We start from the raw sequence: 22991 nt of genomic DNA on the forward strand, positions 1-22991 counted from the left end.
ATAGGCTCAGAGGGCCCCTATAAGGCTTAAGAGCTGGGCATTCGCTGGATTGGCCTGCAAAGGCTCTGAAATGAGCCCCGAGCCCATCATCGCTCCTTCATAAGGCCCTATACTTCTTACCTTTCTCCGATTTGCGGCAGGGTCAACTATCCTGGATGGCAAGAACGGATGGGGTAGAAAGCACCAACTCCATTGAAACATTGTCCGCGTCGCTTACGCTCTTTATAAAAAGCTGACCTCAAGAGAGGGCGGATCATGGCCAAATACATGGAACTACAGGTTCTCAAGCGCTCAACACGACCGGCTTTGCCTCGGTGCATCGGCCTTTTCCTCGCCACGGCTTTATCCTTAACAGCCGCCCCTCAGCCTGCTTTTGCGCAGCCGCTTGAGGCTCAGAATGGTGAGCAGGCCGCCATTCTGAGCCTGACAACGGTCCCGGCTACGAAGAAAAGCGAGGTCATGCTGACCATCCGGCAGCCGGGTCGCTTCTCGATCCAGACGGAAAGCGCCACGGGCGTTGAATTCAAGCTCCTGGACATGATTCAAGGCCCTAGCGATGTTGTGGGAGGCATGGGGGCACGGGATGGCCGCCTGGATCAGCTTCTCGATGTGGGCGTCTACAAGCTCGTCACCGAGGGAGCGCACAACGGGAGCGGCGACGCAAAGCTGAGCGCCAGGCCCTTCCGTGACGCTGCGCCGATCAGCGACGCCCTGCGTCGCGGCGGCTTCATGTCCGCCGATCTCGCAGATCTGCAGCAACGTTCGTTCTGGATTGAGGTGAGGGGAGAAGAGCCCATCTCCATCGATGCGGCGGGACGTTCGTTGCAGGACATGCGCTTGTGGCGGAACGGAACTGATCTGTCCGCTCTCATGCCTGAATGGACATCGGTCGAGCCGGTTGCCGGACGTCCCCTGCGCAGCGCGCGCTTGAAGGGGCGCCTTGAGCCCGGCCTTTATCGTCTCACTGTTTATGGGGGAGAGGCGGTGGCTTGGACCGATGGCAATGCAAGCCAGCCGCTTCATATCCAAGTCGCTCCTCAGGAGCAGACAGCACGGAGCTTTGTCGAAGGCACCATCGGCCCGCTCGGCATGGTGCGGATTCCATTGCCTAGAAACGCAACCACAGTGCGCGTGGACGTGCCGGAGCCCGTACCTGTCCAGCTGAGGCTGACGAATGGCGCAACGACATTGGCCTCGGCCTCTTTGACGCGGAAGCACCGCGAACCGGTCATGCAGGTTCGCACACAAGCCGGCAGTGCGCCCTTCGCCGAGATATCAGGCCAGCAAGGTCAGACCTTCCGGCTGCAGGCTCTCAACCACATCTCCGCGAATGGTGTGCAGAGTGGCGGGCCGCACTGGGTCGGCCTCGCCGTTGCAGGGGAGGGTGGCGACGAGCTTCCTGCGACAGCAATTCTTGTCCGGTTCGAGAAGGGGCGCGGCACGGTGCTGGCCTCCCAGGCGCCGAGCGTCGGCCCGACAAAGGCCCTTCGGTGGCGCTTCAATCTCAGAGGATCGAGCACCATCCTGTTCCAGGTGACTCAAGCCTCCACGGTAGCGGTCACGATCGAGGGTATCGCCGCGAAAGCATCGATCACGCCGGTGCTGGAGAATGCCAATCCTCTGCGCGCAGACGGCCGTATGCCTTCCCGCTACGATCTCGATGCCGGGTGGTATCGTCTGAAGCTCGATCCCGCTCCCGGCGCGGTCGGGCCGATTGATCTGACTCTTGGACCACCGGGCTTAACGGCGGATGTCGCCCGGATGCCGCAGCGATCCATCATTCCGCTCGGCGTTCAGGATTTCGGACAGAACGCCAATCATTCAGTGATCGCCAATAGCGCTCCCGGGCTTCTCACCGAACCGATCATACGGCCCCTGTCAACATCGGTGAGCCCATCTCCCCTGACCGTTTTGCAGCGCGCAGGGGAAAGTCTGGAAATTCCAATTCGCTATTCCTCCGATCAGGAGGTCTTTGCCATCGATGCTGCCGGACAGGCCGTCGCCGTGAATTTGCTTCCGGTCGAGGACCCCAGCGCACAAGTTGCCCCCGATGGGCGTGAACGTGAGGCGAAGGTGAGCCTCTCACCGCCGAAAGCCGACAGAGTCGTCACATTGGCCTCTAGAAAACCTCCGCCGCAACGGCGGCTCGAGGTGGAGCGCCCCGAAGCGCGTCCCATGCTCAAGGCCGGGGCGCCGATGTTCTTCGATCTCAAGCAGGATGAGCAACGCAGTTTCGATCTTGAGGTCGCGGAAGGCGGGCTTTATCGGATCGAGACATTGGGACGCTTGAAGACGGAGGCGTCTCTCTCGACAGCCTTCCTACCTGCGCTCGGAAGAAGCGTCATGGGTGCGGGTCAGAACGCGCTCATCCAATCCTATTTGAGAGCAGGTCGATATCGCATCATCGTCAAGGCGGTCGATTCAAGCGGCCGCGTCGGCATCGTCGCCCGCAAGGGGGTGATGGAAGAAGGTCAGATGATGCTGTCCGGAGAAACAGTCCGTGCGACGCTTAGCCCAGGAAAAGGCGTTGTGTTTCCAGTCACGATCGATCGTGCCGGAGCGTACAATCTTCAGATATTGAGTCAGGGCGCCGAGTTCCAGTCGCGGGTCGAGGATGCCGAAGGTTGGCCATTGTCGCCGACCAATCAATCGGCTGCTGGCGACTGGACGATGGATGAGGAAAAGCTGCGTCTGGTGATTCTTCCGCAGGCCAAGGAGGGGCGCGTGATCGCGCGCATCCAGTCTTCTCCGCCAGCAGTGGAAAGAGTTGGTCATGGTCCTCACGAACTGCCCCTGCTCAACGGAGTCAGGCACCAATGGCGCGAGCCGCAAGGTCGCGACGAGCCGCGAACACCGGATCGCTGGACCTTCTCGCTGGAGGGGCCGGCGAATACGGTTCTGTCGCTCAGCGACGGCATGGTGGGCGAACTGATCAAGATCGATGGAGCTTCTCCGCAGCCCATCGGCAAGCTGACAAAGGGAAGCGATTACAAAGGAAAGCTCTCGCCGGGACGTTATGCGGTCGATGTGCGGGGCCTCGGCCGCAACGACCGTCTCGATTACGATCTGAAACTCGAGACGAAGGAGATTCAGCCCGCTGCGCCCTGGCAGGTGGAGCTTCCTGCGAGCATTCCCTTCTCGATCGCGCAGGATCGCGTGGTCAATCTCACCACCTTCGGACAGCCCGATGTGCGCGGGGTGCTTCTGGATGAGAATGAGCGCGTAGTCGAGCGACTAGATGACAGGACGAACGATTGGAATCTTGCTCTGTCGCGACGTCTTGCGGCCGGCTCCTACACTCTCAAGTTGTTCAAGGCTGATCCTGCTCCAGGCAGTGAGAGTGCGGCCGAGGAGGATAGCGGGTCGAATGAAGGCGGCGAAGAATTCTCTGACGCAAGTGAAGCGGATGATGTCGCGCCTCGCAAAAACACGGTTGAAGTTCGTCTGACGCTCCCACAAGAAGAAAGCGCCGCCTTGCTCTCTGATGGTTCCGCGTCATTCAAGGCGCGCAACGTCGTGCGCATCTTCCCCTTGCAGGCAACGGCGCCGGACCGCCTGACATTGCTCGGCGCTCAATCCAGCACGGAAATCGCGCTGGTTCTGGAACGTCGCGATGGTCAGGGACGGTGGCGGCAGGTCGGATACGACAAGGGCCAAGCGCCACTTATAGCCGCAATGATCGATCAGGACGATGCGCGTCCGTGGCGAGTTTTGGTGTGGACCATCGATGAGAGCGATGCGGACATCAAGCTCGCGACTCGCTCCGTCACCCGCCCCATGCAGACTGCAGGAGATTTGCGTTTCGAGCCGGAAACTTTGATCGAGCAAAGCCAGACAATGACTTTCGATGTAGCATCCATCGCTGCACCAGGAGCAGGCGTTCTCAAACTGCACGGCAATGAAAGTCCATTGCTGGCGGGGGCCTCCACGGGTCGCGCTTTGACACCTGTGATCGGCGACGCTCTCATTCCGCAGAGTGAAAGGCTTTGGCTTGTGCGGCGCGCGAGCAATACGAAGCTCTCGCTGCAGCCTGTAGCGACGTCGGGCGACCGTCTGGACCTTCAGCTCGGTGAAGGAGAGCAGGCAACCATTCCTGTCGCGTCTCAAGCTCAAGGGATCCTCACAGCCTTCATCGCTGAATCGACATTTGGGCAGCCCAACATCGATGCGGGGTTGGGGTCGGGAACATCAAAGCGCAGCGCCTTTGCACTTGCCCTTGGTCGGTCGGCGCGGTTGTGGAATGCTGAAGGGCAGGATCCGTTGCGCGTCTCGCTGAAGAGCCTTTCCCTGAAGCGCGCCGCGGATATCTCGCAAAGCGTCTCATCACTGTCCCTCGAAGCGCTTACGGCACAACCGGTTGTCCTGCCGGAGGGCCGCAAACGTCTGTCACTGGTCCTCAGCCCGGGCACTTCCGCCATTGCCGGATGGAATAATCAGAAGGACAGGGTCGTGACGGTATGGAGCGGTGGTGAAGCGGTCAGCCGCACCATCGAAGGCACATTTACTACGCTGCTTCTCGTGAATGCCGGTGATCAGAAAGCGCCTGTTTCGTTCAGCGTAACATCCTTGAATCAGGATCCCCTTATTTTGTCCGACGGCAAGGTACTCAAGCGCTTCATTGGTGCGGCAGGCTCCTTATCGATTCCCGTCGATGTCGCGCCAGGTGCGCGCCTGACCCTTGCTGGCGCGGAGGCGATGTTCGTTAGCCGCGACGGGCGCTACTTGGAAGGCAGATCTCTTGTGCTGCCGGGGCCGGGAGAACTGGTGCTGCGTCATAAGGCCGGGCTTGTGGCGGCCTGGATTGACAGCGAGAAGATGAAGGCCTGGAGCTCGGCCGCTTCGCGGCAGGTGGAGCTACCGTATGCCACGTCACTTGAGGGGCAAGTGATGGCTTTCGCCCTGCAACTGCCCACGCCTGTTCTCGTAACGGCCCGCACTAATGCTCCCGTCATTTTGGCGCTATCTCCATCTGGTGCGGAGTTACGGCCTGAGTTCTTTCCTGCCGGGGCCGAGTTCCAGCATTATCTGCCCGGCGGCTCCGCTGAGTTGAAGATCTACTCGCCTCACGACGGGCCGCTGACCGGAGCCATCGAACTCACGGCTCAGCCTGTTCGGACGGTTTCCGAAGGGCTTGCGGAGGCTGTCACTGTTTCTCCGGGCGGTGCGGCTCTTTTCGCCTTCGATGTCAAGAAACCGAGCAGGATCGGTGTCGGATTACAATCCGATCCGGGTAACGCCGCGCTGCGGTTGCTCGATGCGCGAGGGCAAGCGGTCGGTCATGGGCTGACTCAGATCCACGATCTGGCGGCAGGATCCTACGTGCTTGAGGCGCGCATTCCTGCGGATGCCGAACCGGCAAGCGTTCGCGCTGCCGTCATCGGCATTGCGCCGCCGCCTTCCGGTCCGCCACAGGACATCACTCTTCGATATCTCGAAATGGTGGGGCTCTCTCCCCTTCGCTCCCAGAATTCCGGAAAGACGCCATGATCCGCTCTTCACGTTTCCTCGGCCTCGTTCTCGTCGCGGTTTGCGGGCTTGCCGGATCGGCTCAGGCTCAGACATCGCCTGCTTCTTCCATGGAGCGCGATCTCGTTAGTCGTGCTGATGGTGCCAAGATTGTGCCGGAACATTTCCTGCAACCCTGGGATCCGGTTACCCTCTTCTTTGATCGCGACCTGGGTCCGCAGAAAGGCGGTCCTGAAGATCATCCGGAGCGCGTTGTACAACTCACGCCCGATCATCCTGGTGCATGGCAATGGATCGACGCGCGCACGCTGCAGTTCCGCCCGGCGGAGCCCTGGCATCCTCTGCGGCGTGTCAATTTCTCCATGCAGAATTTTTCCGCTCGTCTTGTGCCTGTTCTTCCGGCGCCGGTCAGCGTTCACCCAGAGGATGAGGAATATGGAACGGCGGATCTCGACCGTTTCACCCTCGTTTTCCCGAATCCTATCGATCAGGCCGCACTCACGCGGCTTCTGACGATCGAGGTGCGGCCGCTGCCCGGCGTGTCCGATCGTGATGCTCAGGTGCTGACGGCGCAGGATTTTACCATCAAGGCTGTCGAGAAGAGCCAGAACAGCAAGAACAACGCTTATTTCGTTACCCTGCGCAATCCGCTGCCCGATGGCAGGATGGCGCTTCTCAAGCTGCGCTTAGCTGACGAGCCGGGCCTCGACATTCCGATCTACGAACGCCGCTTCCGCAGTGCCTCGCCCTTCATGGCGCGCAAAGTCGTATGCGGCTCGCGTCTCGACGACGTCGAGCGCGACGGCGTGCTGCAATGCACGCCCTATGGAGAGGGCGACGGCGATCTGTCCAGCGCCAAGCGCAGCATCATCCTTGCTTTCACACACCGACCCCAGGAACTTGATGTTCTGCAGATGCGCGAGGCTTTGCGCATCTCGCCGCCCGTCGACGATCTCACCGTCACGCGAGAGCGGATGAACCTGAACGTTTCGGGCAAGTTCCTCGCCAACACGATTTATGAACTCCGCATCGAGCCCGGCACGCTCAAGGACGAGCGGGGACGTGAGCTGTCCGGCGAGGCCGTGACTCGTCGCTTCTCTTTCGTTCCTGAAAAGCCTGCGCTGGTGTGGGACGTAAATCAAGGCATCGTCGAGCGATTTGGCCCACAGATGCTGCCGCTGCGTGGGCGCAGCTACGATGTCGCCGATATCCGCATTCACAAGATCAATCCGCTCGCGCGCGATTTCTGGCCCTTCCCAGGAGACGGCCTCCTGACTGATGATGCTGCCGTTCCACCGCTGTCAGGCAACGAGCCGAATGCTTGGAATACGGCAGAGGATATCGAGGCGGACGCGATGGTCGAGCGCATCAGGGTCCTGGGTTCGCCGGCTGTATCGGAAATCGTGCCGCTGCCGATCCGCCGCGGGGGAACGAGTGCGAAATTCGGAGTCGACATCAAGCCGCTTCTCTCCAAGATAGCCGGGCCAGAGCAGCCAGGAACCTATCTCATCGGCCTTCGCCCAGTCGATGGCGGACCTCGCCGCTGGCTGCGTGCGCAGGTGACAGACCTCAGTCTGTCTGCGATCGAGGAGGCGCAGCGCGTGCGCTTTGCCGTCACGTCCCTTGCCTCTGCACAGCCTGTCGACGGGGCCGAGATCCGTCTTGAAGGATTGCGCGATGACAAGTTCGTGGTTCTCGCTCAGGGGCGGACTGATGCACAAGGTGCTTTCACCTGGTCGCTTGCAAACCGCGCTCCGGCCGAGATTAAACGCGTCATGGTCACGAAAGGCCTCGACACTCTGGTGATCGAGCCCACCCGCGCTCCGGCTGAATATCATCAGGAGAACTGGACGCGGCCTGAGGAAACATGGCTGTCATGGGCCACAGATCCGGAAATGCCGCGTGCCGAGGAGACGCGCGTCCTGTGCCACATCTTCACGGAGCGCCCAATCTATCGTCCCGAGGAGCCGGTGCATATCAAAGGCTTCGTGCGGAATTATCGCGCAGGTGGTTTGTCTTACGCCACGAAGGGCGGCGATCTCGTCATTTCGGGTCCCAGCGATCAGGAATGGCGCATTCCTGTCACTCCCGATGCGAATGGTGGCTTGTATCACAAGTTCGATGTCGCAACGACGGCAACCGGCGACTATTTGGTCCGGTTCGAGACAAAGGATGCCAACGAAGAAGGGTGCGGCATCGTCGGCTTCAAGAAGGAGGCCTACCGGCTTCCCACCTTCGAGGTCCTGCTCGACAGCCCATCATCCGTTCCTCTCGATGGAGAATTCTCCGTCGATCTTACGGCCCGCTTCTTCGCGGGTGGCCTTGTGGCAGACCGTCCCATCAAGTGGCGTGTGACGCAGTTTCCGCATAACTGGATTCCTCAGGGACGCGAAGGTTTCCTGTTTTCCTCCGACGCGCGCTATTCCAGCGAACGGAAGTTCCGTTCGACTCCCGTGCTGGAGCGGGAAGGCCGCACCGATGACGGTGGATCGGCACGCCTTACGCTCGACCCTACCATCGAGCCGACGGCGCAGCCGAGGCGTTACGTGATCGAAGCGACCGTGACAGGGGACGATGATGTGCAGATCCGCAACACGCAGAATGTGGTTGCGCTCCCGCCTTTTGCCTTGGGATTGAAAGTGCCGCGCTATCTGCCGGCACCCACCACCATTCCAGCGGAACTATTGGCGGTCGATGCCAAGGGCGATGCTCTTTCCGGACTTGCCATGAATGTGCGCTTCATCAAGCGCAATTGGAACTCGGTGCTGCAGGCCAGCGATTTCAGCCAGGGCTCCGCGAAATATGTGACCGAGGTCATGGATGAGACCCTGAGCGAGATGAAGCTCACGAGTGCTCGCGACATTCTTGCCATGAACTTCGAGCCGAAGGGCGCAGGCGTCTATATCATCGAGGTCGATGCCAGCGACCGTCTCGGACGCAAGCAGGCCGTCAGTGTCGATTTCTTCGTCGGAGGGCCCGAGCCTGTCACATGGTCCCGACCGCCGACGCAGACCGTTAGTGTTGCCAGCGATAAGGATGATTACGCGCCGGGAGAGACGGCAATCCTAATCGTTCAAAGTCCCTTTCAGAATGGCCGTGCGCTGGCCGTTGTCGAGGAACCGGGCGGTCAGTTCCGTTACGATTGGGTGACCATCCAGAATGGAACCGGGCGCTATGAGGTGAAACTGCGCAAGGAGCAGATGCCGAAGCTCGCCGTGCATTTCCTGCTCATGCGCGGACGCCTCGACGGATCTTCGCCTAATCCCACCGCACCTTTCGACCAAGGCAAGCCTGTGACATTGGCCGCCACCAAATGGGTCACGGTGAAGCCCGTCAAGCATATCGTGACGGCATCGCTGGAAGCGCCGCAGAAGGCGCGACCAGGGCAGGAAGTGGAAGTCGTGCTGCGTCTATCCGACGATACAGGAAAACCTGTTGCCGGAGAGGCGACATTCTGGATGGTGGATCAGGCAGTTCTCTCTCTGGCCCGCGAGCAACCGCTCGATCCTCTCAAGGCCTTCATCGTCGAGAGGCCGACGCAAGCCGCGATCCGCGATACGCGCAACATGGCTTTCGGCGTTATTCCGCTGGACGAGACGCCCGGCGGCGATGAGCTGAGCGATGATTGGGGCATGGAGAATATCTCCGTCCGCAAGAACTTCACGCCGGTCCCGGTCTACCTTCCGAAGGTAATCGTCGGTCCGGATGGCGTGGCGCGGATCAAGGTGAAACTGCCGGATACGCTGACTATCTACAAGCTGCGTGCGAAGGCGGTGAGCGGCCCCGACCGTTTCGGCTTTGCCGTTGGTGAAATGATGATCAGGCAGGAGATTGTCGCACAACCGGCCCTGCCTCGTTTCGTGCGTCCGGGCGACCAGTTTGATGCTGGACTCATCGCCCGCGTGGTCGAAGGGCCCGGCGGGACCGGACGCACGGCCTTGTCGATGACCGGAGGCCTATTGAGCGGAGCTGCCGAGCAGGCTCTTGCATGGCAGGTGAACCGGCCCGCGCGCCTCGATTTCCCCGTCACTGTTGCCGAGCCGAAGCCGGGGATCGGATCCGACGCTGCGCCGATGCGCCTGCGCTTCGCGCTCCAGCGGGATGTGGACAAAGCTGGCGATGCCGTTGAGATCGTACTGCCTGTGCGTCCCGATCGCTCGCCGAGGCGTGAGCGGGAGATTGTCGAGATCGCGCCCGGAGCGCGGGCGACGGTCGCTGCACCTGCCCAAATGCCTCGCGAAGGTTCCTATGCGCGCACGGTGACGCTCGCCAGCGATCCTGTTCTCGTGCGTCTTCTTGCCGGGCTCAACTATCTCGTCGCCTATCCCTATGGATGCACCGAGCAGGAGATCGCGTTGGCATCGGCGGCGCTCGCTCTCAAGCCTGTTACGCCGCTTCTCTCCGCGGCCGGACTTGAAGGACGCATCACGGAAGAGGTGCAGCAGGCAGCCCGCACGATCGGTCGGTCCATCGATGATGACGGACTTGTTGCCTTCTGGCCTCGCGCGAAGGGCAATGTTTCTCTGACGGCATGGTCCTATACCTTCCTCAAGGCCGCCGAGCGTGCAGGAGAGCCGGTGGACAAGACCTTGATCGCGCGGCTCGAAGGCGTTCTCAAGCAGGCCATGCGCTCCGATTATGGCCGTCTGCTCGCAGGCGAGGAGTTGCGTGAGCGAGTGGAGGCCCTGAATGCTCTGGCCGCAAACAACCAGCTTGATCAGCCCTATCTCACCGAACTGTCACGCCGCGCGCCAAACCTGCCTGTGCCGTCGCTGGCCCAGGTGGTCACTGCGACGGCGCGCTCTTCGGGCGCACCGGATCGGCAGTTGAGCGCGAACCTTCTTGAAGAGCTGTTGGGAAGAGTGAAGTTCCTGTCGCGGAATGGATCGATGATCTATGCAGGACAAGCTGGCGACGGCGGAAACCCTGTGATCCTTCCGTCTGAGGTCCGCAACCTTTCCGAGGTCATTCGGGCTGTCGCTGCGGCCGCGCCAGAGGATCGCAGGCTTCCTGTCCTGCGTGATGGACTGATCAACCTCTCCGACGCGAATGGCTGGGGTTCGACTCATGCCAATACGGCTGCGATTCAAACATTAGCAGAGGCATGGCAGAGACCTCAGTCTCCTATTCCAGTCGCAGTTACAGAACCTTATAGCAGCGATACGGCTCCTCTTGTTCTCAAAAGCGATGCGCCCATGCTGAATCGAGAGATCGATGTGCCGACTCATGTCACGCTCAAGAACGATGGAAAAGCCTCCGTCATCGCTCTCGTGGATACACGCTATCAGCCGAGCGAGCCCGGCTCCGAAGCAGCCCCCGTGGTTGCGGGCTTCGTGCTGACGCGCGAAGCCTACCGTGTGGCCCGCAATGGATCGGCATCTGCTTCCGAGCGATTGCACGAGCGAAACCTGCAGCTGAATGTCGGGGATGTGATCGAGGAGATTGTCGAACTCGTCAATCCGGAGGACCGGACGCATGTGATAGTCCGCCTGCCGCTGGCGGCAGGGTTAGAGCCTCTCAATCCAGCTCTCGCCACGGCGCCTGCCGAAGCAACGCCTTCGGAAGGGCCGACGCTTGCGCCGACATCGTCGTCTTTCCAGGATGATTCCGTGCTCTACGCCTATGACACCTTGCCGAAGGGAAAATACCGATTCGTCTTCCGGACTCGTGCGCAGATCGTCGGATCCTTCACGCAGCCTCCGGGAGAGGTGGAGATGATGTACAAAGCAGGTGTCTATGGCGCGAGTGCGGGGCGGCGGGTCGTCATCGCGCGGTAGCTTGCATGCTTTGCGGCGATGCGGCGGCACATGAAGGGAACAATGTTGATACGGCGGCTCATCTGTCTTGGTCTTGCAATCGCCATATCGTCAATTGGCGTGCTTTACGGCTGGGAAGTCGCCAAACGCTCATCTCTTCACGCACTGGACCCAACGCCCATTCTCTATGACCGACATGGAGAATTCCTGACGCAGGTCGGTCAAACCGTTACAGATGCGGCGGGAGCGCGCACGCAATACGGCTTCTGGCGCGTCGATCCCATGCCGCAGCGCGTGGCTCAGGCAACGCTTGCCTTGGAGGATCGTCGTTTCTGGTCTCATCCGGGCGTCGACCCCATCGCCGTTGTGCGCGCGCTCTGGCAGAACCGGAAGAGCGGACGCCACGCATCCGGCGCTTCGACGCTCGCCATGCAGGTTGCGCGCATGCAAAACCCTGCGCCACGCACCCTTTGGGCTAAATCCGTCGAAGCGGGCGTCGCCGTTGTTCTCACGATGCGGTATGGTCGTGAGGCGATGCTGGCGCATTATTTGCGGCTGGTCCCTTACGGCAACGAAAGCCACGGCATCGCCCATGCTGCGCGCTGGTATTTCGACAAGCCCGTTCAGGACCTAAGCTGGGCCGAGATCGCACTGTTATCCGCCGTTCCGCAATCACCGGCGCGCATGAATCTCTATCGTCCCGACGGATATGCCAGAGCCGTGGCTCGCGGCCGACGGGCGCTCGATGAACTCCTGCGATTGGGAACCATCACATCGCTTGAGCATGCGATTGCCCGCGACCAGATCGCGTCCCTGCGCCCTGTCCAACGGTCGCGGCGCGATCCCGCTGCTCTTCATGCGGCGCTACGCCTGTCGAAAGCAGCCTTGGCGCGCCAGCCGGAACATGCCGAACCGCGCCTTCGCACGACGATCGACTTGAGGCTTCAGCGCATGGTGACGGAACTGGCGCGGCGCGGAGTTGAAACCTGGCGCAAGGAAGGCGCGGAGCAGGCGGCGGTTCTGGTCGTCGAGCGTGCAACCGGCGAAGTGTTGGTGACGGTGGGATCGGTCGGCTATGCCTCCCATTCCGGCTCCATCGACTTCACCCGAATCCAACGCTCTCCAGGCAGCACGCTCAAGCCCTTCATCTATGCGCTGGCTCTCGAGGACGGGCTGCTCAAGACGGATGACATCCTCGCCGATCTTCCCGAAGGCTCCTCCGGCATCAGCAATGCCGACGGGCATTATCTCGGGCCGATGCTGCCGCGTCAGGCGCTCGCCAATTCCCGCAATGTGCCGGCGGTCAATCTGCTCCGCACGCTCGGTCTCAAGCGTGCGTTCCGGTTCTTCCAGGATCTGGAATTGCACGATCTTGAGGTTCTACCTGAGACCTTCGGCCTTTCAATGGCAATCGGCTCCTTGCCGACGAGGCTAGAGCGTCTGGTGCGGGCCTACACCTCTCTCGCGAATGACGGACGTCTTCTGGAACTCGCCTGGTTCAAGGACGGACGTCAGCGCGTCTCCAGGCAGGTCTTGTCATCTGACACAGCGCGGCTCGTGACGCACTTCCTGGCAGATCCCTTGGCACGCCTTCCGAGTTTTCCACGCTATGGAGCTACCGAATATCCGTTCCCTGTGGCCCTCAAGACCGGAACGTCCCAAGGTTACCGCGACGCTTGGCTGATCGGCTGGTCGCAGCGCTACCTTGTCGGCGTCTGGGTGGGGCGGGGCGATGCGGGAACCATGCATGAATTGACAGGCGCGCGCGCTGCCGCCGCTCTGGCGAGACCCATTCTCCTCAAACTGCATGGCAGCCTTCCCGGAGATTTGGTGGATGCGAGCTTTCCGGCACCGAGAGGTTATCGCAGTGTCGAACTATGCATGAATGAAGGGAAGGATAGCGCCGGATCATGCGGACAGATGATCTCGGAATGGATCCCTGAGAACGTGGATCCGCCATTGAAAGATGCCACCTTTCGTATCCAGCCGGATCGCTCCCGGCTGATTATCCCGTTGCCGTCTCTATACCGGGAATGGCAGAACCAGAATCATTATCCTGTTGCGGATCGACAGGACGTGGTTTCGGAGAACGTGCGAATCTCTATCACTGCGCCGGAGAATAACAGTCGCATCTGGCGTAATCCCGAAGCTCCGAAAGGAGCTGGTCAAATCCAGCTCAAGGTGACCACAGAGCCGCCTGTTCCGCAGGTTGTTTGGTATGTGGATGGGCAACCCTTCGCTGTCGCAGATCCCGACAAGCCGACGCCTTGGCCGCTTACGCCCGGCGAGCACTACTTCGAAGCGAGATTGCCGTTTCGGATGGAGCGATCAGCTTCTGTACGGATCGTCGTCGAGTAAGTCCCCTTTTCTCGACACCTCATAAAAACAATCATCTGTTGAGCGACTGGGATTAGATTCCCGTGGGAATAAAACGATGAAGGGCGTATGATCCTTTAAGCTCAAGGGATCTCGCTGTGTACCAATCCAGTGACGGCGCCCGTGTTTTCGACATACACATCGATGCAACCGATGCGTCGAGCCATCATGCTGGAACAGAGCCCTCGATCCTATTCCCCGACAAGGATACTCTCTTCACGGCAGACTTCAGAAGGTCGGGCATCGATCTCCTCATCGTAGGAACCGAAACCAAAGCTATCGTTCTGGGATACTTCCGAGATGATCGGCGCCTCAACATTGTAACGCCTGAAGGAGCAGGCCTCAGAGGCGAAACTGTCGAGATCCTGGCAGGACCGGATCCTCCGATACGCTATGTGCAGGCAAATGATACGACATCAGCCCAGTCATCCATCGGCCGCGTGGAGAAAGTGACAGGATCCGTCACCGTCCTGAGGAATGGTGCCCTGATAGAGCTTCGACTCGGTGATATGGTTGCCAGAGGAGATGTCGTTCAAACCGGCCCGGACTCGTCCCTGACCATCAAGCTCAATGACGGAACGGTTTTCAATATGTCCGCCAGTGCCAGAATGGTGCTGAACGATATGGTCTATGCCGCGAGCTCAAACGCAAACTCGGCCTTCATCACACTCGTCCAGGGGCTGATCGGCTTCGTTGCAGGACAGGTAGCCAAGACCGGTGATCTCAAAGTCGACACCCCTGTGGCCACCATGGCCATCAGAGGAACAGCCGTTCAAACGGAAATCGTCGCGATCAGTGGAACCACAAAGTTCTCTTTGTTGACCGAGCCTGATGGGCGTGTGGGGTCGATAGTTCTCCTGGATAAGAGCAATGCCTCCCGCGTTCTTGCATCGATGTCGGATGCCCGTGTCTCGACTCTTCTGGTGCCGGTGTCTGGTGGCGATCCGCAGATCACGCAGATCACAAAGACAAATGACGATATCCGCGGGGAAAGCGACTTTGTGCGTGATCTATTCCAGTTTGTTTCTTCCGAGCCGCGTCAGAGAAGAGGGAGTAGCGATACTGAGGATGCCGAAATCATTCCAGCAAGCTTCACTCTGTCCATCGACGCGCCGGACCAATCACAATTCATTTTTGTGCCATTCACCCAGGAGCGTATCGCACCTCGTGAACAGATTATTCCTGATCCCATTATCACATCTCCACCAATACGCGGCACTGCCGTCGAGGATGGACCGGTCGCGCGCCTTGGTGCGGTCTCTCCTTTTATTGCCTCGGACGCGGAGGCCCAGCCTCGGGTGCTTGCACCTGAAACACTGCCTCCAGGCGTGAGATACCTTGAGAGCACACAAAGTTTTGTCCTGGATCCCACTCACCCTGCCTATCAGCATCTGGGTAAGGGAGAAGCCGAAATCGTGAGGGTTGAGTACAGGTTGATCCTCGACGACGGTTCTATCGTGCCGACCTTCGTCACCTGGACTGTAAACGGCAGGAATGATGCGCCCATTGCGCGTGACGATCGCATCGCAGCCGTTGAGGAGACTGGGTGGATGGTTCTTCCCGTTCTCTCCAATGATCGTGACATCGACGGGGATTCTCTCCGAACGGTGAGTTGGACATCCCCAATCGAAGGCTCTGTGAGACTAGACGCAAAGGGAAACCTTGTCTTCGATCCCGGGGAAGATTTTCGGGCCTTGAGTCACGGCCAAGCCGCGACGGTTTCATTCAGTTATACGATCACCGACGGAAAGGGGGGAGAAGACACTGCGAATGTGACTCTGCACATTCAGGGAAAAGGCGTTTTCTCATCACCCGTTCAATCCGCTTCGGACAATGAAACTCTTGAATTTAATGGTCAGCCGGTCTCGCTCACGATCAAGAGTCCGACGGCGACCACGACTGAAAGCGCCGATGTGGATTTGACCATTGCGCTTGGCCCGGTTCTGCAGCCCCAGATCAATATCCTGTACTTGATCGATGTTTCGGGGAGCACTTCTGAAGACTTCGACGGAGCCTCGGTTGGCGATCTCAATGAAGACGGACGTGCCAATACGATTCTCGACGCGGAGATCGCGAGCCTGGAAGCTCTGACCGAGAAAGTGAGAGCGCTTGGCTTCTCTCCCGCCGATGTTACGGTAACGATCATTCCTTTCAACGAGAGTGCAGATCCAACTGACGAGAGGGGTCATGACCTTTCCGGCGTGAATGCAGAGACCTTCAGCCTTGGACGTATCGGCGACGGTGCGATCCAAAGCTATCTCAGGGATCTCGATACGGGCGGCGAGACAAATTTTGCCGATGCGCTGCGGGCCGCCAACGACAGGCTGGCAAATCTGGATCAGGGGGGCGAGAAGAATGTTCTGTATTTCCTCTCGGATGGAAGGGGCCAAGGGGCAATCGGCGCTGAGGTTGTAACGTTGAATGAACGCTACAATGCGACGATCGAAGCAATCGGCGTTGGTGAGGATGCGAATCTCAGCCAGTTGAACCAAATCGATAATACAGACGGAGCCGTACGGCTGACATCACCTGCTCAAATCGACGCTTCCATCGTTGGATCACCGATCCTGAGTGGGACGGTTTCCGACATCGACATCTATGTAAACGGAACCGAGATTGCTGGTATAGGGCCTGAGGATCTCGTCGTGAGTGGAAACAAGCTTACTCTCGACATGTCCCTTGATAATTTGAGGCGCCTCGCTGGAGACAGCAATAACGTGTCGGCCGCCATCACATTCCAGAGTGGAGAAGTGCTGACCGCGCATCTGAACATCGCAGGCGCGTTGCCCCGTTCAACCGACCTGATCCTGTGAGGAGAGATGCTTCCAAACTCTGCGCGGATGTTTAAATCAGGGGAGCGCCAGTAATGGCAGCGTACCTGACCCGGATACAGCGCCTGGGAGCGGGGCGGGTCGTCGGTTTGATGCTTCTCTTCAGCCTCCTGGCGCTGCGGGTCTGGGATCCGGGGCCCATTGAAAGTCTTCGCCTCAAGTCCCTCGACATCTATCAACTTCTGTATCCGCGTGAGGAGCGCCAGGATCTCGTCGCCATCGTTGATATCGACGAGAAAAGCCTACGGGTTCTGGGACAATGGCCATGGCCACGCACAATCATGGCTACGATGGTCTCGAAGATCGTCGAGCAGGGCGGGGATGTCGTTGGTTTCGATGTGCTCTTTCCCGAGCCGGATCGCAGTTCCCCAGAGGTCTTCGTCCAAACCATCCAGGGGCTGGATGACGTCACGCGCGAGAGACTGAGGAAATTGCCCAGCAATGATGCGATATTTGCCGATGTCATCAAGGCATCCAAAGTGGTCCTGGGACAGTCGGGATATCGCGTTTCAGGGGCTGAACCGCAAGCCCTGCCGACCATCCAGACAGGAATCGCCACACTGGGGGGCGATCCGCGTCCATTCCTCGTGGACTTTCCGCATCTTCTTCGAAACCTTGCCATTCTGGATGAGGCTGCCCAGGGACATGGCATGTTCTCGATTGCGTCCGATCGCGATGGCGTTGCCCGTCGCGTTTCCGTCGTGGCCGTCGCCAATGGAACCATCGTTCCCACATTGTCGCTCGAAATGCTGCGGGTGGCTGTGGGAGCCGGCTCCATCCTCGTCAGGACAGATACAGGCGGCGTGCGGCGTATTGGGATTGGTGATCTCGAGGTGCCGACAGATGGCAGAGGGCGGGTCTGGGTTCACTATTCGAGACCTGAGCTGAGAAGATATATCTCCGCTATCGATCTTCTGGAGGGGCGCGTGCCTCGCGAGAGCCTCGCCGGCAAGATGGTGCTGATCGGCTCTTCTGCCGCCGGGCTTCTCGATCTCAAGGTAACGCCTGTTCACCCGGCCCTCCCAGGCGTGGAACTGCATGCCCAGATTCTGGAAAGTGCTCTTATGGGGACGACATTGAGCCGGCCCGGCTACACGGCTGTCGTCGAACTCGTGCTCATTGCTTTCCTGAGCGCTCTTCTGATCGCGCAGGTGCCCAAGATGAATGCCGGATCTCTCCTGGTGCTGGGTGGCGTTACCGCTGCGGTGATCCTGGGCCTGTCATGGTACTGCTTTACTGTCCTTAACATCCTGATCGATTATACATTTCCGCTGATTGCGAGCTTTCTGCTCTATGCAAGCCTTGTCTTCACGAACTACGTCACTGTCTCGGCGGATCGGTTCCGTATCAGATCCGCCTTTAGCCAGTATCTCTCTCCCGACCTCGTGGAGCAGCTGGCTCAATCACCGGAGAAGCTGGCGCTTGGCGGAGAGCAACGTGAACTGACGGTACTTTTCGCCGATGTCCGTGGGTTCACCACTATCTCGGAACTCTACAAGGACGATCCGCAGGGGCTCACAACTCTCATGAATCGTCTCTTCACCCCGCTCACACACGATATCATGGAACATCGCGGCACCATCGATAAATATATGGGCGATGCGATCATGGCCTTCTGGAATGCGCCGCTTCTCGACCCGTCTCATGAGATCAATGCCTGCAAGGCAGCGTTTGAAATGCTGGATAGCCTCAGAGTTCTTAATGGACAGCGTCAACGGGACGTTGAGAAACAGCAAGTTTCACCGACGCTCAAAATTGGTATCGGCATCAATACGGGTCTCTGTGTCGTCGGCAATTTCGGATCAGATCTGCATTTCAATTATTCGGTCCTTGGCGACACGGTCAATCTGGCATCACGGCTGGAAGGGCTGACAAAGGATTATGGCGTTTCCATCATGGTTGGCGAGAGAACCGCAAAAGCTGTGCGCTCCCATTTCGCCGTTCTTGAGATCGATCATCTCCAGGTCAGGGGAAAAACTGATCTTGAACGAGTCTATGCGGTTCTTGGGGGCGCCGAGATGGCAGCCAGTTCCGACTTCTTGGATCTAGAGAGACATAACGACGTCATGCTTGCCGCATACCGGGGCCGCGATTGGTCACATGCGCTGGCGACAATTCTTCTTTGCAGAGAGAAGGGAAATCATTTCGGTCTCGATGTCTATTTTGACCTCTACATAAAGAGGATTCGGCAGCAGCTCGATGCGACTGCATCCAGCTGAAATGAAAGACAGCCTTTCTTATTTCAATCCGACGCTAGAGCGAAATGGGACCTAGCGAGGTTCAGTAGCCTCCTGCCGAGTAAGGAAACCATATCCTCAAGTCTTGAAGAGAATGCGCCGTCAACAATCTTATCGATAAGAGAACTTGAAACGGAGGCTTGATTGGACGCCGAGCGCCTGGAAGACTTAAGAAAGTGGGTTACGGAAGTCGGATTGGACGGCATGAAGGAGGCCGAGATTCTTCATGGCTTCTGTTGCGGTCTGGTCGAGGCCGGATTTCCGATTAATCGTGTAAACATGATCATCGACACCCTCCATCCTATTTATGAGGGGCGAGCCTTTCGCTGGCGGAAGGGACAAGCTGATATCGAGCCCGTGATCGAGTATGGCCGCTCCGACGAGGGCGAGGCTGCCGCAAATTGGCGCCGCAGCACCTACTACCACCTTTTCCATACGGGGGAGGAGATGCTCCGGCGCAGGATCGGCCCGGAGCATGAAGCCGATTTCATCGTTCTTGATGAGCTACGTGACGAGGGGCAGACGGATTATCTGGCTTTCGCGCATCGCTTCTCGGACGAGGGGACGATCGGTGCGGTGGATTGCTTCTACTCGTCATGGTCGACTGATGCGACCTCCGGGTTCACCGATGAGGAAGTATCGCTTTTGCGGGATCTTTGCTCTCCTCTCGCTCTCGCTATGAAATGCGCATCGCTTGCGCACATCACGGAAACTCTCGTGACAACTTATCTTGGCCGAGATGCGGGACGACGTGTCTTAAGCGGCCGAATAGCGCGAGGAGTTACGGACAGAATCCAGGCAGTCCTCTGGTTCAGTGACCTTCATGGCTTCACAGCGGTCACAGAATCCGCAGAGCCAGAACAGATCATTCCTTTTCTCAACGATTATTCCGAGATGATCATCTCGTCGATTCATGATGCTGGCGGCGACGTCCTGAAGCTGATCGGCGACGGCACCCTCGCGATCTTCACAGCTGATGACGCGGCGCTGGCCTGTCAGCGTGCTCTTAAAGCTGAGAATTTGATGCGTGAGCGTATCCGTTCCCTCAATAAGGGTCGAGCGTCTAGAAATTTGCCGGTTACGGACGCTTACCTAGCTCTTCATATCGGCGATGTCTTCTATGGCAACATTGGCAGCCAGGATCGACTTGACTTCACCGTTGTCGGACCCGCAGTGAATGAGGCGAGCCGGATCGCCGCCCTTTGCCGCTCGGTTGAAAGAGAAGTTCTGGTCTCATCCGCTTTCTATGCGGCGGCATCGAAAAAGGATCAGGAAGGCTTCGTATCGGTCGGGCGGTATGCGCTGAGGGGTATCCAACGTCCGCAGGATCTCTTCACACTTGAGCCGAAGCCTTTGAGTCCTCTCGCTGACTTTTGCGAATGACGTCCGACCGGCACCGGATCCATCTGCGTGAAGCTATGATGGGTTACCTCTTTGACCGCTGGAGAGGATGCTGAAAAGGTGGGGTTACTGTCTGAAATTCAATGCGCTTACATAAGGCATTCGCAATGTGATGCCTTGGGACGAACTATCCGCATGAGGGGCTTTCGTATGAATCCTCACCGACTAAGATAGGAAAGCAATGATATCTCAAGATCAGTAAGCCGACGGACGTGTATAGAGTGCCCCCATAAATATCGAGCGATTACACTCGTCCGTAGAACATCTTGCAACGCTAGACTTGAACTCGGTGAGGAGGCAGGCGTGGCATTTGTCCTGTTGAGCGTATTGATCGGCATGGTTGCGGGCCTGCGCACCATGATGGCTCCGGTGACGGTCAGTTGGGGCGCGGCGCTCGGCTATCTCAATCTTGAGGGAAGCTGGCTCGCATTCCTAGGCTATCGCTTCACGCCCTGGATCTTGTCTCTACTCGCATTGGGTGAGCTGCTAGTCGATAAGCTGCCTTCCACACCCAGCCGCAAAGTGCCGATGCAGTTCGGCGCGCGGATCATCTCGGGGGCCTTGTCGGGTGCAGCTATCGGGTTTGCGGGCGGAAGCCTTCTCGCGGGTCTCCTTGCAGGGGCGGGCGGAGCCGTTGTCGGGACCCTCGGAGGCGCGGCCATTCGGGCACGCCTCTCCAAGATGTTCAGAGCCGATCGGCCCGCTGCCTTGATCGAGGATGCGGTTTCAATCCTTGTTTCCGTGCTTGTGATTGGAGCTGTGCGATGACTGAGATATTTGACGCGGTGATTATCGGCGCGGGACAGGCAGGTCCACCTCTTGCGGGCCGCCTGACCGCAGCTGGAATGAAAGTTGCGCTCATCGAGCGCAAGTTATTTGGCGGTACCTGCGTCAACACCGGTTGCATGCCGACGAAGACGCTCGTCGCCAGCGCATATGCCGCCCACCTCGCCAGGCGAAGCGCTGAGTTTGGAATCGCAATTGAAAACCCGATCAAGATCGATATGAAGCGGGTGAAGGAGCGGGCGGAGACAGTCTCGACAAATGCCCGTATGAACCTTGAAAAATGGCTGCGTGGAATGGACGGGCTGACAATCATCGAAGGCCACGCTCTTTTCGAAGGACCAGACGTTGTGCGGGTTGGAGAGAAGCGCCTGAAAGCCCCTCGCATCTTTATCAATGTAGGAGGCAGGGCAAACATCCCTGACATACCAGGTGTCGGCACGGTCAGCTACCTTAACAATACTACCATTCTGCAGCTCGATACTCTGCCTAGGCATCTGGTCGTGGTCGGCGGCAGCTACATTGGCCTCGAATTCGCGCAGATGTATCGACGTTTCGGTGCAGAAGTCACCATCGTCGAGAAGGGGCCCCGTCTTATAGCGCGCGAGGATGAGGATACTTCGGAAGCCATCAAGGATCTCCTGATAGAGGAGGGGATCACGGTGCGAACTGATGCCACCTGCATCGGGTTCAAGCCTCATCCGGAAGGTGTTTCGGTCGATGTAGATTGTGCCTCCGGCGAGCCTTCTGTCGTTGGTTCGCATGTGCTTCTCGCAATCGGGCGACGCCCCAATACGGATGACCTGGGCCTGGACAAGACTGGTATCACGGTGGATGCACGAGGTTACATCCCCGTTGATGATAATCTATCGACAAATGTGCCGGGCATCTGGGCTTTGGGCGATTGCAATGGGCGCGGCGCCTTCACGCATACCGCATATAATGACTATGAGATCGTGGCGGCCAATCTACTTGATGGTAGGCCCCATAGGGTCAGTGAGCGGATCCTCGGCTATGCCTTATATATCGATCCACCGCTCGGTCGTGCCGGAATGACAGAGATGGAGGCTCGTAAGACGGGCCGACAGCTCCTCGTCTCAAAGCGACCGATGACGCGAGTCGGCCGTGCAATCGAGAAGAGTGAGACAAAAGGCTTCATCAAGATCGTCGCCGATGCTCACACGAAGCGGATTATCGGCGCGGCTATACTGGGAACAGGAGGCGATGAGGCGATTCATGGCATCCTCGACATGATGAATGCCGATGCAGATTATCAAACGTTACAATGGGCAATGCCGATCCATCCCACCGTCTCAGAACTGATTCCAACCGTTCTTGGGGACCTAAAAACAATCAATTGAGATCGAGCGACTGCCGGAAAAATGGATACGACTCATATTCTGCCAGCAGAAAGTGCCAGATAGATGAATGATCTCTAATAGCCCAAACTGCATAGCGATTGTCTTCATCTGTCAAGCGCGGCCCAAGAGTCGGTCTAGCCTGATCCTGTGGCGAGTTGCTGTAACTCATGATGCACTCTGAGCAGCAAGCGCTCTATCGATCGTAGGAGATTACAGTGAGGGTTGAGAGTCTTGTTGTCACCATCAGCCTCAGTCTGGGGCTGGCCGCGTCAGCTTTTGTGCCGAGCGCAGTGGCGCAGGGAGGGCTTTCCAACATCCAAGGTGCTTGGTTGTCAGGCGGAGCAGATTGTGCAGAGGTTTATTCATCCAATGGGAAAGGCGTTTCTTTCAAGAAGCCGGTCGACATCTTTGCGCCTGCCTTTATCATTGTTGGCAATCGTCTGAGGACGCCGCAGGCGACATGTCAGATCAAATCGGCCAAACCAAGCGGAAGCCGTCATCTTCTTCTTCTCAACTGCTCCAATGCCGTATCCGGCAGTGAGGTAAGAATTCTTATGGCGCGAGAAGCAGATGGCTCTCTAAGGCGCTACTTCAACGAAGAAGACAGCATCGGAACCGAGTATAAGCACTGCTCCAAGTAAGCCCCATGCAAGCGATTTAAGCTGAAATTTTTTACCCATCCGCAGGAATGCGGGTATTGATGCGTCTCAAAATGTCAATGCGTTGTCCCAATTTATCAAGCAGGAATACCCATACCATATAGCTTGAGCGTAACTGGGC

The 22991-nt window shown here is 58.4% G+C and carries 9 protein-coding genes; all 9 read left to right on the plus strand.

The window, feature by feature from the left end; translation table 11 throughout:
- The first annotated feature begins 255 nt into the window (after positions 1–255).
- The 9 genes from MJ639_RS09470 to MJ639_RS09510 all read left to right on the plus strand — a co-directional run bounded on the left by MJ639_RS09470 (position 256) and on the right by MJ639_RS09510 (position 22852).
- The gene (locus MJ639_RS09470) at positions 256–5487 is read left to right on the plus strand and encodes a hypothetical protein (protein WP_243370720.1); all 5232 of its coding nucleotides are present in this window, start codon (positions 256–258) and stop codon (positions 5485–5487) included.
- Entirely contained in the window at positions 5484–11243 is a 5760-nt protein-coding gene (locus tag MJ639_RS09475) for an alpha-2-macroglobulin (RefSeq protein WP_243370723.1), read from the plus strand. The genes MJ639_RS09470 and MJ639_RS09475 overlap by 4 nt, the downstream gene beginning before the upstream one ends.
- Positions 11244–11285: 42 nt before the next feature.
- Positions 11286–13580, plus strand: coding sequence for a transglycosylase domain-containing protein (locus tag MJ639_RS09480; RefSeq protein ID WP_243370726.1), 2295 nt, complete (start codon positions 11286–11288; stop codon positions 13578–13580).
- 116 nt (positions 13581–13696) lie between these two features.
- Positions 13697–16411: an Ig-like domain-containing protein gene (locus tag MJ639_RS09485; RefSeq protein WP_243370730.1), complete on the plus strand. Its 2715-nt coding sequence runs from the start codon at positions 13697–13699 to the stop codon at positions 16409–16411.
- A gap of 53 nt (positions 16412–16464) precedes the next feature.
- A complete protein-coding gene (locus MJ639_RS09490; protein WP_243370733.1) occupies positions 16465–18648 on the plus strand; it encodes a CHASE2 domain-containing protein in 2184 nt (727 codons plus the stop codon).
- A 162-nt stretch (positions 18649–18810) separates the two neighbouring features.
- Positions 18811–20049 (plus strand): adenylate/guanylate cyclase domain-containing protein, encoded by a 1239-nt coding sequence (locus MJ639_RS09495; RefSeq protein WP_423790773.1) that lies wholly within the window; start codon positions 18811–18813, stop codon positions 20047–20049.
- Positions 20050–20403: 354 nt separating this feature from the next.
- Positions 20404–20835 carry a DUF4126 domain-containing protein gene (locus MJ639_RS09500; protein WP_243370965.1) on the plus strand — a complete coding sequence of 144 codons (432 nt, stop codon included), beginning with the start codon at positions 20404–20406 and terminating at the stop codon, positions 20833–20835.
- Positions 20832–22211 carry an FAD-containing oxidoreductase gene (locus MJ639_RS09505; RefSeq protein WP_243370736.1) on the plus strand — a complete coding sequence of 460 codons (1380 nt, stop codon included), beginning with the start codon at positions 20832–20834 and terminating at the stop codon, positions 22209–22211. Before MJ639_RS09500 ends, MJ639_RS09505 begins: the two co-directional genes overlap by 4 nt.
- A 215-nt stretch (positions 22212–22426) precedes the next feature.
- Positions 22427–22852, plus strand: a complete 426-nt coding sequence (locus MJ639_RS09510; RefSeq protein WP_243370739.1) for a hypothetical protein — start codon at positions 22427–22429, stop codon at positions 22850–22852.
- The last annotated feature ends 139 nt before the right edge of the window (positions 22853–22991 follow it).

Origin of the sequence: Microvirga solisilvae (genome assembly GCF_022808595.1) — a bacterium.
Lineage (GTDB): Bacteria > Pseudomonadota > Alphaproteobacteria > Rhizobiales > Beijerinckiaceae > Microvirga > Microvirga solisilvae.

What these genes read in the sequence shown, in the direction of transcription:
- MJ639_RS09470 (WP_243370720.1), top strand. Translation starts at nt 256, where the DNA reads ATGGCCAAATACATGGAACTACAGGTTCTCAAGCGCTCAACACGACCG.
- MJ639_RS09475 (WP_243370723.1), top strand. Translation starts at nt 5,484, where the DNA reads ATGATCCGCTCTTCACGTTTCCTCGGCCTCGTTCTCGTCGCGGTTTGC.
- MJ639_RS09480 (WP_243370726.1), top strand. Translation starts at nt 11,286, where the DNA reads ATGTTGATACGGCGGCTCATCTGTCTTGGTCTTGCAATCGCCATATCG.
- MJ639_RS09490 (WP_243370733.1), top strand. Translation starts at nt 16,465, where the DNA reads ATGGCAGCGTACCTGACCCGGATACAGCGCCTGGGAGCGGGGCGGGTC.
- MJ639_RS09500 (WP_243370965.1), top strand. Translation starts at nt 20,404, where the DNA reads ATGGTTGCGGGCCTGCGCACCATGATGGCTCCGGTGACGGTCAGTTGG.
- MJ639_RS09505 (WP_243370736.1), top strand. Translation starts at nt 20,832, where the DNA reads ATGACTGAGATATTTGACGCGGTGATTATCGGCGCGGGACAGGCAGGT.